The 13869-nt window shown below is 39.0% G+C and carries 13 protein-coding genes and 1 pseudogene; 9 read left to right on the plus strand and 5 right to left on the minus strand.

The features are described from left to right. Positions 1-65: 65 nt before the first annotated feature. Positions 66-1520, plus strand: coding sequence for a decarboxylating NADP(+)-dependent phosphogluconate dehydrogenase (gnd, locus tag CVP05_RS08845; RefSeq protein WP_100289210.1), 1455 nt, complete (start codon positions 66-68; stop codon positions 1518-1520). Between the two features lie 54 nt (positions 1521-1574). On the opposite strand, the pseudogene CVP05_RS12790 reads toward gnd, so the two are convergent. Continuing rightward, a pseudogene (locus CVP05_RS12790) lies at positions 1575-1709 on the minus strand (sulfurtransferase TusA family protein); the annotation flags it as partial. Between the two features lie 137 nt (positions 1710-1846). Here CVP05_RS12790 and recO point away from each other — a divergent pair. From recO to CVP05_RS08880, 6 genes are all read left to right on the plus strand, one after another. After that, a complete protein-coding gene (gene recO, locus CVP05_RS08855; RefSeq protein WP_243389223.1) occupies positions 1847-2530 on the plus strand; it encodes a DNA repair protein RecO in 684 nt (227 codons plus the stop codon). Between the two features lie 2 nt (positions 2531-2532). Further along, positions 2533-3846, plus strand: a complete 1314-nt coding sequence (gene rlmD, locus CVP05_RS08860; RefSeq protein WP_100289212.1) for a 23S rRNA (uracil(1939)-C(5))-methyltransferase RlmD — start codon at positions 2533-2535, stop codon at positions 3844-3846. 8 nt (positions 3847-3854) lie between these two features. Further along, entirely contained in the window at positions 3855-6077 is a 2223-nt protein-coding gene (gene relA / locus CVP05_RS08865) for a GTP diphosphokinase (RefSeq protein WP_100289213.1), read from the plus strand. A gap of 5 nt (positions 6078-6082) precedes the next feature. Then, positions 6083-6436, plus strand: a complete 354-nt coding sequence (locus CVP05_RS08870; RefSeq protein ID WP_100289214.1) for a diacylglycerol kinase — start codon at positions 6083-6085, stop codon at positions 6434-6436. 82 nt (positions 6437-6518) lie between these two features. Further along, positions 6519-7019, plus strand: coding sequence for a tetratricopeptide repeat protein (locus tag CVP05_RS08875; RefSeq protein ID WP_100289215.1), 501 nt, complete (start codon positions 6519-6521; stop codon positions 7017-7019). Beyond that, positions 6997-7491 carry a glycosyltransferase family 9 protein gene (locus CVP05_RS08880; protein WP_100289216.1) on the plus strand — a complete coding sequence of 165 codons (495 nt, stop codon included), beginning with the start codon at positions 6997-6999 and terminating at the stop codon, positions 7489-7491. Before CVP05_RS08875 ends, CVP05_RS08880 begins: the two co-directional genes overlap by 23 nt. Positions 7492-7652: 161 nt before the next feature. Here the strand turns inward: CVP05_RS08880 and fbaA are convergent, their stop codons facing one another. From fbaA to CVP05_RS08895, 3 genes are all read right to left on the minus strand, one after another. Beyond that, positions 7653-8732 carry a class II fructose-bisphosphate aldolase gene (gene fbaA, locus CVP05_RS08885; RefSeq protein ID WP_100289217.1) on the minus strand — a complete coding sequence of 360 codons (1080 nt, stop codon included), beginning with the start codon at positions 8730-8732 and terminating at the stop codon, positions 7653-7655. Between the two features lie 122 nt (positions 8733-8854). Beyond that, on the minus strand, positions 8855-10024 hold the full coding sequence (gene pgk / locus CVP05_RS08890) for a phosphoglycerate kinase (protein WP_100289218.1): 1170 nt from the start codon (positions 10022-10024) through the stop codon (positions 8855-8857). A gap of 154 nt (positions 10025-10178) precedes the next feature. Beyond that, on the minus strand, positions 10179-10865 hold the full coding sequence (locus CVP05_RS08895; RefSeq protein WP_100289219.1) for a ribonuclease T2 family protein: 687 nt from the start codon (positions 10863-10865) through the stop codon (positions 10179-10181). A gap of 120 nt (positions 10866-10985) precedes the next feature. Here CVP05_RS08895 and CVP05_RS08900 point away from each other — a divergent pair, with 120 nt between their 5' ends. Next, positions 10986-11246, plus strand: coding sequence for a YfhL family 4Fe-4S dicluster ferredoxin (locus tag CVP05_RS08900; protein ID WP_100289220.1), 261 nt, complete (start codon positions 10986-10988; stop codon positions 11244-11246). Here CVP05_RS08900 and CVP05_RS08905 read toward each other — a convergent pair whose 3' ends face one another. Then, complete coding sequence (locus CVP05_RS08905) at positions 11247-12272, minus strand: tRNA/rRNA methyltransferase (RefSeq protein ID WP_100289221.1); 1026 nt, start codon at positions 12270-12272, stop codon at positions 11247-11249. 152 nt (positions 12273-12424) lie between these two features. Here CVP05_RS08905 and pssA point away from each other — a divergent pair, with 152 nt between their 5' ends. Continuing rightward, positions 12425-13783: a CDP-diacylglycerol--serine O-phosphatidyltransferase gene (gene pssA, locus CVP05_RS08910; RefSeq protein WP_100289222.1), complete on the plus strand. Its 1359-nt coding sequence runs from the start codon at positions 12425-12427 to the stop codon at positions 13781-13783. Positions 13784-13869: the final 86 nt, after the last annotated feature.

Consider the following 13869-nt stretch of genomic DNA (forward strand, 5'->3'; position numbering starts at 1 on the left):
TGATTATTTTTATCTATGTGTAGTGATATTACACAATAACCAGGTTTTAACAACAGGAGAAAAACATGACAAAAAAAGGTGATATTGGCGTTATCGGTTTAGCGGTGATGGGTCAAAACCTCATTTTAAATATGAATGATAAAGGTTTTAACGTTGTGGCGTATAACCGTACAACAGCAAAAGTTGATGAGTTTTTAGAGGGAGCAGCCAAAGGAACGAATATTATTGGGGCTTACTCATTACAAGATTTGGCGGATAAATTAGAAAAACCTCGTAAAGTAATGTTGATGGTTCGTGCCGGTGACGTTGTCGATCAGTTTATTGATAGCTTATTACCTTATTTAGAAGAAGGCGATATTATCATTGATGGAGGAAACTCTAATTATCCTGATACGAATCGTCGCGTAAAAGCATTGGCAGAAAAAGGGATTCGTTTTGTGGGTTCTGGTGTTTCTGGTGGAGAAGAGGGCGCGCGTCATGGGCCGTCAATTATGCCAGGTGGTAATATCGAAGCTTGGGAGCATGTTAAACCTATTTTACAAGCTATTTCAGCTAAAACAGATAAGGGTGAGCCTTGTTGTGACTGGGTTGGTGGCGAAGGCGCAGGGCATTTCGTTAAGATGGTACACAATGGTATCGAATATGGCGATATGCAATTAATCTGTGAAGCTTATCAATTCTTAAAAGATGGTTTAGGTTTAAGCTATGATGAATTGCAAGCGACATTTGCAGAATGGAAGAAAACTGAGTTAGATAGTTATCTCATTGATATTACGACAGATATTTTAGGTTACAAAGATACCGATGGCCAACCGTTAGTTGAGAAAATTTTAGATACTGCCGGTCAAAAAGGGACGGGAAAATGGACAGGGATTAATGCTTTAGATCTCGGTATTCCATTGACATTGATTACTGAGTCTGTTTTTGCGCGTTGCGTTTCCTCTTTCAAGGAACAGCGTGTAGCCTTAGAAAGTAGCTTTAAAAAAGTTGTCGGAAAGGTTGAAGGCGATAAAAAAGTTTGGATTGAAGCGGTGCGTCAAGCATTGTTAGCGTCAAAAATTATTTCTTATGCACAGGGTTTCATGTTGATTCGTGAGGCTTCAGAAAATAATAACTGGAATATCAATTATGGCGGCACGGCATTATTATGGCGTGAAGGTTGTATTATTCGTAGCCGTTTCTTAGGCAATATTCGTGATGCTTATGAAAATAACCCAGATTTAGTGTTCTTAGGTTCAGATCCATATTTCAAAGGCATTTTAGAGAACTGTTTAGCAGATTGGCGTAAAGTGGTGGCGAAAGCGATTGAGATTGGTATTCCGATGCCGTGTATGGCTTCAGCGATTACTTTCTTAGATGGTTATACTACAGCGCGTTTACCTGCCAACTTATTACAGGCTCAACGTGACTATTTCGGTGCGCATACATATGAGCGTACAGATAAACCTCGTGGTGAGTTTTTCCATACGAACTGGACAGGTCGCGGCGGTAATACAGCCTCGACGACTTATGATGTCTAATACATAAAGATGATTTTGGGCGGTGCTGAACCGCCCATTATTTTCTTTTGGATCTTAGTGTGACTTAATAACGGTAATAGTCCAACTTGCCTCACCAATTTGTTCAAAATTAGTGACTTCATATCCCTCTTCAGCTGCCCAATTAGGAATGGCTTCGGTTGCTTGGGTGCAATCAAAATCAATGATTAACCAATAACTTTTTCGCTTAATTTATTCTCTTTTGATCTAAAAGTGCGGTCAAAAAAAGCAATAATCTGTTAAAATAGCAACATGATTGATTCAGGTTTACATAAGGATTTTCCATCGAAAATTGGCAACGTGGTTTTGTGTTACATCGCAAACCTTATAGTGAAACCAGTTTATTAGTAGATCTGTTTACGGAAGAAACAGGTCGCTTAGCTGTTCTTGCAAAAGGCGCGCGTACTAAACGTTCTCCATTAAAAGGCGTTTTACAACCTTTTACACCGTTGCTTTTACGTTGGAGTGGGCGTGGGGAGCTGAAAATTTTAACGAAAGCTGAGCCGGCTGCCATTGGACTACCTTTAGAGCAAATTGCCTTATTCAGTGGTTTTTATGTGAATGAATTAATCGATAGGGTATTGGAAAAAGAAACGCCTTATCCGCAATTATTTCAAGATTATTTGCATTGTTTAACCCAACTTGCAAGCCAGCCGAATCAGGTGGAACCTGTTTTGCGCCGTTTTGAATTCCAGCTATTACAAGCGTTAGGCTACGGCGTGGATTTTTGTCATTGTGCTGGCAGTGGCGAGTGGGTTGATGAGAATATGACCTACCGTTATCGCGAGGAGCGGGGTTTTTTTGCTTCATTAATTAAAGATAATTTGACTTTTTATGGACGAGAACTCCTTGCCTTTGAACAGCGGGAGTTTCACGATCCAAGTATCTTACAAGCCGCAAAGCGTTTTACACGCATTGCCCTGAAACCTTATCTTGGTGGTAAGTCATTGAAAAGCCGAGAATTATTTCTTCAACAAGGATTAAAAAAATAAGCATGGTTTTACATTACACACCAAAAAAAGTGCAAAAGTCACCGCACTTTTTAACCGCTCAAATTACTGATTTAGATTATCAGGGGTTAGGTGTGGCCAAAATTGGGGGAAAAACTTGGTTTATTGAGAATGCCTTACCACAAGAAATTGTGCAATTTCGTGTATTGGAAGAAAAGCGTCAATACGGGAGAGGTGTTGTACAACATATTTTACAAGGGCATGCTAAAAGACAAGAACCAAAATGTGCATATTATGCACAGTGTGGAGGTTGTCAAAGCCAACATATCCCCATTGATATGCAACGCACAGCCAAACAACAGGCGCTTTGGTACCGGTTACGTAAGTTACAAGACGATATCATACTTGCGCCAATGATAACAGGAGAGCAGTGGGCTTATCGTCGTCGTGTGCGTTTGGCTATGCGTTTTGATGAGGCTCGAAAGATATTAGTTATTGGATTTAGGCAAAAACATTCTCAGCAAATCGTACCGATTCGTCACTGTGATGTATTAGTGCCGGCGTTAAATAAAATTTTACCTAAACTGACCGCACTTTTTAGCCAATGGTCTCAACCAAGACAATTAGGGCATCTTGAACTTGTTGCAGTGGATAATGGTGTTACGCTATTGGTTCGTCATATTGAAAAAATCGCTGAAAAGGATCGCGATTTATTGTTAAATTTCGCAAAATCTGAACATATCAATCTCTTTGTGCAAGAAAAGGAAAATGTGCAATGTTGGCAGGGTGCAGAGCCTTTTTATTATATAGCGACACAAAAGTTGACATTTGATATGGGGGATTTTATTCAAGTGAATGCGGAGCTTAATCATGCCATGATTCAGACTGCGTTAGCATGGTTGGAGCTGACACCACAAGACCATGTGCTAGACTTATTTTGTGGTATAGGGAATTTTACCCTGCCCTTGAGCTTACAAGTGAAAAGTGCGGTTGGAGTTGAAGGTGTTGCTGAGATGGTGGAAAAAGCGCGACAAAATGCGCAGCGAAATAGATGTGATAATGTTGAGTTTTATCAGGCGGATTTAGCAAAATCTTTTGCTGATCAGGCATGGGTAGATAAGCCTTTTAATAAAATTTTGCTCGATCCTCCCCGTGCTGGAGCTGATTTTGCTTTAAACGCCTTAAGCGATTTATCAGCAGAAAAAATAGTGTATGTATCGTGCAATCCGGCTACTTTGGTGCGTGATGCTGAAATTTTGCAACAATTGGGCTATGACCCACGTAAGGTTGCGATGATAGATATGTTTCCAAATACAGGGCATTTGGAAAGCATAACCTTATTTGAAAAAAGAAACTAGGATTTAGTATGGTTGCAATTCGAGGTTCACATTTAATTGATCCGAAAGATGTCGATATTGAACATTGGTGTCGAGGATTGGATTTGCCGAAACAAACCGCTCAAAAGCTGATAGAAGCGTGGAACTATGCACATCAAAAAGCTCAAGCCATAGAGCATAGTGAATATTCTTTCCAACCGAGTATTGAGATGGTGGAAATTTTACATAGCTTGAACATGGATTGTGACAGTTTATTAACGGCTATGTTGTTTCCTCTAGTCAAAGATAAAATTATTAGCCTTGAACAAATTAAAGAAGATTTTGGCAATAAAATCAGTAAGTTGGTGAAAGGTGTTGCCGAGATGGATAATATTCGCCAATTAAAGATAAGCCAATCAGCAGATGCGGTACAGGTGGATAATGTACGCCGAATGTTGCTAGCGATGGTTGATGATTTCCGCTGTGTGATCATTAAATTAGCTGAGCGGATTACGTTTTTACGGGATGCGGAAAATCGTTGTTCGGAAGAAGAAAAAGTATTAGCCGCCAAAGAATGTGCCAATATTTATGCACCATTGGCAAATCGTTTAGGTATTGGACAATTAAAGTGGGAATTGGAAGATTATTGTTTTCGTTATTTACACCCTGATCATTACCGGAGTATCGCCAAATTATTAGACGAACGTCGTTTAGATCGAGAACAATATATAGCAGATTTTGTGGCAGAACTCTCAGGCTATTTGCAGGAAAATGTTGAACATGCCCAAGTTTATGGTAGGCCAAAACATATCTATAGTATTTGGCGCAAAATGCAAAAGAAGAATTTGCAGTTTACGGATTTGTATGATGTGCGTGCAGTGCGAGTGATTGTGCCCAAATTACAAGATTGTTATACCGCTTTGGGGGTCGTGCATACTCATTTTAAACATTTACCAAAAGAATTTGATGATTATGTTGCCAACCCTAAGCCGAATGGCTACCAATCCATTCATACCGTTGTGTTAGGCAAAGGTGGGAAAGCCATTGAAGTGCAGATTCGCACTCAACAAATGCACGATGATGCAGAACTGGGTGTGGCCGCACATTGGAAATATAAAGAGGGGAATACTGCTGGGCGTTCAGGCTATGAAGAAAAAATTATTTGGCTACGGAAACTTTTAGCATGGCAAGATGATATTACAGATTCTGGTGAAGTGATGGCAGAAATGCGTAGCCAAGTATTTGATGATAGAGTCTACGTGTTTACGCCAAAGGGCGAAGTGATCGATTTACCAACTGGCTCAACCCCCTTAGATTTTGCTTATGCGATTCATAGCGAGATTGGACATCGTTGTATTGGCGCGAAAGTGGGTGGGCGTATTGTGCCTTTTACTTATCAATTACAAATGGGCGATCAAATTGAAGTGATTACCCAAAAAAATCCTAATCCAAGTCGAGATTGGCTTAATCCGAATTTGGGTTTTACTCATACTGCCAAAGCGCGTGCGAAGATTCATGCCTGGTTTAAGAAATTAGATCGAGATAAAAATATTCCAGCGGGTAAGGAATTATTGGAAAATGAACTTGCTCGTATTGGTTTAACGCTCAAACAAGTGGAACCTTATGCTTTACCTCGTTATAACCTAAAACATTTAGATGATTTATTTGCTGGTATTGGTGGCGGTGATATTCGTTTAAATCATTTAGTTAATTTCTTACAAAGCAAATTGATTAAACCAACCGCACAGGAAGTGGATGAAGAAATTTTACGTCATGTTAGCCATAAAAGTGCGGTAAATTCTCAGCAAAAATCGGCGAAACAAGGCTATGTTGTGGTTGAAGGGGTTGGTAATCTTATGCATCATATTGCTCGTTGTTGCCAACCGATCCCAGGTGACGATATCATGGGATATATTACACGTGGGCGAGGGATTTCTATTCATCGTTCCGATTGTGAGCGTTTTGCGGAATTGCAACGTATGAATCCGGAACGTGTAGTGGATTCGGTTTGGGGCGAGCAGTCAAATTGTGGGTTTCAACTTAAAATTCGCATTGTTGCTTCAGATCGTCATGGCTTATTGCGCGATATTACTACGGTATTGGCAAATGAAAAAGTCTCAGTAGCTGGTGTGGCTACACGGGTTGATCAAAAGCGCCAAGTGGCGACGATCGATATGGAAATTGAATTAAATAATGTTCAAATATTAAGTAAAATTTTATCACGCTTGGCAAAATTAGATGATGTTATTGAAGCGAAGCGATTAGCAGGGTAATGATAATGAAAAAATATACAGGATTTCAACACGTTATAAAAGCAACTGGCTATTCTATGCAAGGGCTTAAAAGTGCATTAAAGGAAACGGCCTTTCGTCATGAATTATTCTTGGCCGCTATTTTAATTCCATTGGCGTTTTATTTAGGGGACACTAAGGTGGAAATTGCGCTAATGGTGGGGTCAGTATTAATGGTATTGGCATTAGAATTGTTAAATAGTGCGATTGAAGCGGTAGTCGATCGCGTAAGTACGGAACATCATGAGTTGTCAGGTCGAGCCAAAGATCAAGGGTCTGCAGCGGTATTTGTTGGCATGGTAACTTGTGCCGCTGTTTGGGCGATTATTATTTTCTTGTAATGTCTGTGAAACAGGCGATAAGCGGTGAGCGCCATTCAAATACATGCTAAAATCTCCCTCAGTACAATGTGGGAGATTTTTTATGTTTGATTCATTATGGGAAGAATCTGACCGATTAATTGCTCAAGAAAAATATCAAGACGCCATTGACTTATTGATGCCTATTTGGAGTAAAAATTTAGATGATGTAGAAATCATTACCCAAATAGCAACCGCGATGATCTATACAGATATTGATAAATCACTCTATTTAATTGATGGTGTACTACAAATGGCGCCTGATTATGGCTATGCTTATTATATTCAAGGAGTAGCATTAGAACGATTAGGTAAAACGGACTTAGCGTCATCTGCATTTGAAAAAGGTCATAAAATTATTCCTTCACATTTGCCCATATTTAGAAAAGTATGTTATGCAAAACAATTAGTGGTTCAGGAGAGTGGTAATCTAGATCTCTTTCATCAAGCTATCCAATCTTATACTAATTATTTAGAGCAAGACCCTCAAAATTATGGTGGTTATCATAATCGGGCTGAGCTTTACCATCAATTCGGTTACTATGATAACGCAATGGCAGCATAATATTCAGCAGCATTTTAATCATAAAATAAAAATCGGGTTGTGTTGGACATCTATTCGAGAAAATGTCCCTCATAATAGAAATATTAAACTGGGTGAGATTCTGTTTTTACTGGAGAAAAATGCAGAATTTTTTTGTTTACAGCAAGTTATTCCCGAATATGAACAAGGTCTATTTGCTCAATTTCAAAACTTACATCACTTTTCTTTAAATAGTTTTGCAGAAACCGCAGGCCTGATTGAGCAGATGGATTTAGTGATTACGGTAGATACTTCGGTTGCGCATTTAGCGGGAGCATTAGGTAAAAAAACATGGTTATTACTCGGTTATCACGCAGATTTTAGGTGGTTACTTGATAGAGATGACAGTATATGGTATTCATCTATCAAGCTCTTTCGTCAAACTAAATTTGGGGATTGGTCTGATGTTTTCGACAATTTATCCCACGCATTAAACGAGTTTTGTGATGGATAAAGCAGTCGTTATGTAGCATAAAGATTGTGTCATGTTGGTTCATGACACTGTCTTATCATAAATAAAAATCCTCGTAATACATTAACGAGGATTTTATTATTTAATTTAGCACCAACTAACATCTTCCTCGCCCTTAAACGAGGAGATGTCACAAGGGGGAATTATAAAACGTCTACGCAGTTCAAATCTTCAAAAGATTGTTCCAAGCGTTTAGACATGGATTCTTCCATTTTACGTAACCAAACACGTGGGTCGTAGTACTTTTTGTTTGGAGAATCAGGGCCTTCTGGGTTGCCTAATTGACCTTGTAAATATGCTTCATTGGCTTTGTAGAATTGTAGAATACCGTCCCATGATGCCCATTGAGTATCCGTATCAATATTCATTTTGATTGCACCATAACCAATCGCTTCACGAATTTCTTCACGAGAAGAACCACTTCCGCCATGGAATACGAAGTCAATAGATTTCGCAGGGATATTACGCTCTTTAGACACGAATGCTTGTGATTCACCTAAAATAGATGGTTTTAATTTCACATTACCTGGTTTGTATACGCCATGCACATTACCAAATGCAGCGGCAATAGTGAAACGCGGGCTAATTGGGTTTAATTGGTCATATACGTATAATACATCTTCTGGTTGAGTATAAAGTTTAGATTCTTCAACGTCAGAATTATCTACACCATCTTCTTCACCACCAGTAATACCGATCTCAATTTCAAGCGTCATGCCTAATTTGTCCATGCGAGTCAGATATTCGCGGCAAATCGCCATGTTTTCTTCAATTGGTTCTTCAGAAAGATCGATCATATGGCTTGAGAATAATGGTTTGCCTGTTTCTGCAAAGTGTTTTTCCCCTGCTTCAAGTAACCCATCAATCCAAGGCAATAATTTTTTGGCTGCATGGTCAGTATGGAGAATGACAGGCACACCGTATTCTTTTGCTAATTCGTGAACATGTTTTGCACCCGCAATCGCACCTAATACATCAGGGCGTGCGCCACTAGCTGGCTTAATGCCTTTACCTGCATAGAATTGTGCGCCACCGTTTGAAAATTGGATAATGACTGGTGCTTTTACACGTGCTGCAGTTTCTAATACCGCATTGACAGAGTCTGAACCCACACAGTTTACCGCTGGAATTGCGAAATTGTTTTCTTTTGCATAAGCAAAGATTTTTTGAACGTCATCACCTGTTACAACGCCCGGTTTTACGATGTCTAATAATTTTGCCATTTTTAGTTACCTATAGTTTTAACATGAATTCTTATCCTAAATGCGCCTCTTTATTAAAGAGACGCGTTATTGGATACTTTAATTACCCTTTTATTTCTTCGTCACAAAGACATTTAAGGGATTTATTTCGCACGTTTTTCTAAAATTTCAACCGCAGGTAAAACTTTACCTTCTACAAACTCTAAGAACGCACCGCCACCTGTTGAGATATAAGAGATTTTATCTGCAATGCCGAATAAATCAATAGCCGCTAAAGTATCGCCACCACCAGCAATAGAGAATGCGCCGTTTGCCGTTGCTTCAGCAATTGCTTGAGAAATCACTTCTGTACCTTTACGGAAATTAGGGAACTCAAACACGCCCACCGGACCATTCCAAAGGATTGTTTTAGCTGATTTGATAATGTTAGCTAATTCTTCTGCGGATTTATCTCCAATATCGAAAATGGATTCATCAGCCGCAACATCGGTAACGGATTTTTCGGTAGCAGGTGCTTGATCTGAGAATTCAGTTCCCACTCGAACATCTACAGGCACGGGGATATTGGTTTCTTTGCTCAAACGTTGCGCTTCAGGGATTAAATCAGCTTCATATAAAGATTTACCGACATTATGTCCTTGTGCCGCAATGAAAGTATTTGCAATACCACCGCCTACAATTAATTGATCTGCGATTTTAGATAAGCTGTCTAATACGGTTAATTTTGTTGATACTTTTGACCCACCAACAATAGCAAGCATTGGACGTTGAGGTTCTTTGAGCGCTTTGCCTAATGCCTCTAACTCAGCGGCTAATAATGGACCCGCACAAGCGATTGGTGCAAATTGCGCAACCCCATAGGTAGATCCTTCAGCACGGTGCGCGGTACCAAATGCATCCATAACAAAAACATCACAAAGTGCGGCGTATTTTTTTGCTAATTCTTCTGCATTTTTCTTTTCGCCTTTATTCACGCGTACATTTTCTAATACGACGATTTCACCCGTTTGAACTTCAACGCCATCAAGATAATCTTGTACTAAACGCACAGGCACATCTAAAGCTTCATTTAAATAATCCACAACAGGTTGCAGGGAATCTTCAGGTTTAAACTCACCTTCAGTTGGGCGACCTAAATGTGAAGTCACCATCACTTTTGCACCTTTTTCAAGGGCTAATTTTAAAGTAGGAATAGTCGCACGAATACGCGCATCAGATGTGACTTTACCCTCTTTAACCGGCACATTGAGATCGGCACGAATAAAAACACGTTTACCTGCTAAATCTAAATCGGTCATTTTAATTACTGACATAATTTATCCTCTGTGATTGTGAAATTAAATATTAAACTTCTTGCATTATAACCAGTTCTTGTTAAGAAAAAACAGTATTAGATCAAATTATTTTCGTTTATTTTTTGATTTATTTTTTCTACAAAAATAACTTGATTAAATTTTATTCTATTTATTAACGGATTCGAGGGCAATCAATCACCGCCCAATCTAAATCATAGCAAATAAATAGTTCATTACGGCTTGCATTTAAGTTTTTGCCTTGTAGTTGCGAATTGTTTTTCTTCAACCAGTTAAATAATTCTTTGCGAGATAACTCATAATTTGGCAGCTTTAAAGCATGATAAAGCTCACGCTGCTTATCAAAATAGGTTTTTGCCTCTTTAAACGCACATGCTCCGTGTTTTTCCCACTGGCCTTGTAAAAGACGTGCGCTAGGGGATTCTGCCATGTATTGTTCAATTAATTCTTGTGGGAGTGCTTTTAGATCACCTTGGCAAAAACGAGGATGTTCTGACACTCTGCGAGCTTTGGCATTTTGTGGCCATAAGCCATGAATAACCCAACCAAATTGTTGCGTTTTGCCACATTGATATTCTACTGCTTTTGGCAATTGGTCATTATTGCGACGACGTTGTTTTTCACAAAAAGCAGGCGACCAAGAAAGCACTAAAGTATAATAATTAGTCGGGGCACGCTTATTTTGCCCGATAGGATCGGATTTTAGTGACACATCATAATTGCCTTCAACGGCGGTTTCAACGGCATGTTTTTGCTCTGAAAAATAGTACCAGCCGGCGAGTAATAACATAAAAACACAGATAACGAAAAGTGAAAGTTGAGAAATCTGTTTTTGGTTCATTTTACTTTCCTTAATATGAAAGAGAATAATTTTGCCTAATTAATCGTTGGTTTTTCCGCCAACATTCTTTATAATGCGCCACTTTTATTGATGACACAATCTCTACGATGGGAGTAAAGCATGGCATTGTTAATTACCGAAAAATGTACAAACTGCGACATGTGTTTGCCTGAATGCCCGAATGAAGCCATTTCAGTCGGCGATGAGATTTATATAATTGATCCCAAATTATGTACAGAATGTGTTGGGCATTATGATAAACCAACTTGCCAAAAAGTGTGTCCGATTAATAATTGTATTATTACTGATCCTGAACATATCGAAAGTCATGACACACTTTGGGAAAAATTTGTATTGATTCATCATGCGGATAAACTGTAATTAATGTTGATACCACGTTGCCAATAATACGCCTGCCGCTACTGTCACATTTAACCCGTGCTTGAGTGGGTTGACAGTAGATAGCGCGACTTGGGTGTCCTGAGGCGCAGCCAGCGCTTCACTTGATGTCTCACTTAATACAAAAACAATTTTATTTTTGAACCGCACTTTGGCTAATGATCCCGCTTGTTTGTTATGACTGATATGGACAATTTGGTAGCCCGCTTGTCGTAGTTGTTGTAATGCTATTTCGGTATTTGGCGTTTCCAATGGGTGTATATATTCCATACCTCCTTCTGCAATGCGTGTAGCAGAGGCGGAATTAAGCAATTCTACATTGTCTACAATGATCCCTTTTACACCATAGAATGCGCAGGTACGCACTAATCCCCCAATGTTATAGGCATTGCGTACATTATCTAATAAGACTAAGCAATCTTGTTCTTTGGCGATAGCGAGATAGCCGGAAAGGGTAAACGGTGTCGGTTTTTTGACAAGCATACAGATACCACCATGATGCTCCGTTCCGCTGACTAAGGTGAGTTCTTTGTTATCAACGACATGATACGCTTTTTTATGTTTGGCTAAATAGCTGAATAGATGACCGATTTTATGAGACATCTCTACTGTTGCCCATGCTCGGACGATTGCTTCAGGACGTTGTGAAAACAAGGTTAAACACGCATTTTCACCATATACCTTCATTTCTTCTGCGCGATTTTTTCGGATTTTTTCAGGTGCGCGAGGAGACAGTGGACCTGTTTTTTTCTCGTGTGGTGTGTCTTGGTTGCTTTTGATGTGTACTTGCACGGTTCCTGATTGCCCCGCTTTACGCAGCTGTGTGTTCCATATGGTTTGAGTCACCTCAGAGGAGGTTTTTTCAGTATATGAAGCAGTCGCTGGTCGCTTTTTATTGTGGGTTGGGCGCGAGGTAGCATGTTTGGAAGTGGGCTTCGCCTCTACATGGCGCTCCTGAAAGCGCTTATTGTCAGTTGACTGGTGAAAAATGTTTTTTTTATTGTTCATAATGCAGATCGGTTAATCACTAGATGGATACTATTATAGCGAAAAAACCTTATAAATCGCTATTTTTCTCAGAAAATAATGAGAATGACTGTTAAATAGTAGCGATTAATTGTAAACTATCCCTTTTAAAATCCTATGAATTTTGAATAAATATGCTAATTAATAAAACCAAAAGAGCACAAAAAAATATCGAAAATCTACCGCACTTAGCGCAAAATGCTGCGAATGTTGAGGTAATTTATCGTTCTGTGGACTTTAAGCAACAGATTATTCAGTTAATTCGTCAGGCAAAAAATCGCATTTATATTACAGCACTGTATTGGCAAAACGATGAGGCTGGGCAGTTAATTCTAGATGAAGTTTATCAAGCAAAAATGAAAAATCCGCAATTAGATGTCAAAATTTTTGTGGATTGGCATCGTGCGCAACGTAATTTGCTTGGGGCTGAAAAGTCATCGACTAATGCTGATTGGTATTGTGAGGAGCGAATTAAGCATCAACAAGGTCATTTCTTTTTTGGCGTGCCGATTAACACGCGAGAAGTCTTTGGTGTATTGCATATTAAAGGTTTTATTTTTGATGATACGGTATTATATAGTGGTGCTAGCATTAATAATGTGTATTTGCATCATCAAGATAAATATCGATATGATCGCTACCATAAAATCAAAAATGTCGCTTTAGCAGATAGCATGGTGAATTTTATTGACCATTACCTACAAAATGGTCAAGTGGTTAAAGCGCTTGATGAAACAGAGCGCCCTACAACGAAAATGCTGCGACCGGCTATTCGAGTATATCGTAAAGAATTGGCGGCACTAGGGCAGTATCATGTGAAAAGTGCGGTGGATTTTGGCCGAGAATTAACCATTTCGCCCTTATTTGGTCTGGGTCGACATCAGAATCTTTTAAATCGTACAATTGAAGATTTATTTTTATTGGTACAAAAGAAATTAACAATTTGTACGCCTTATTTTAATTTTCCCCGTTCTCTGAAACAGCGCATTCGTCGCTTATTAAGTCAAGGCAAACAAGTCGAGATTATTGTGGGCGATAAAGTTGCAAATGATTTTTATATTCCGCCAGAACAACCATTCAAAATGGCAGACGCATTGCCTTATTTATATGAAAAGAATTTGCGAGCATTTAGTAAAAAATTTGCTCGGGAAATCACACAAGGCTTGTTGACAATCAGAACTTGGAAAGATGGCGATAATACCTATCACCTTAAAGGTGTTTGGGTGGATGATAATTATATTTTATTGACGGGTAATAATTTAAATCCACGCGCTTGGCGTTTAGATGCGGAAAATGGGTTGCTCATTCATGATCCAAAAGGAGAGTTGCATGTTCAATTTGAACAAGAGCTAACATGTATTCGTCAATACACCCAGCAGTTGAAACATTATTCTGAGCTAGAGGAAATGCGACATTATCCACAGCCAGTACAAAAATTGCTGAAAAAATTTGCCAGAGTAAAAGCTGATGCGTTAGTGAAGATGATTTTATAATGGGTGAATTCTAGGACTTGCGCTCAAATAACGAATAAAAACAACAAAGTTTAGACCTCTACTGACAAAGTTAGTTTTGATACTAA

The sequence above is a fragment of the Conservatibacter flavescens genome (genome assembly GCF_002795425.1).
Taxonomy (GTDB): domain Bacteria; phylum Pseudomonadota; class Gammaproteobacteria; order Enterobacterales; family Pasteurellaceae; genus Conservatibacter; species Conservatibacter flavescens.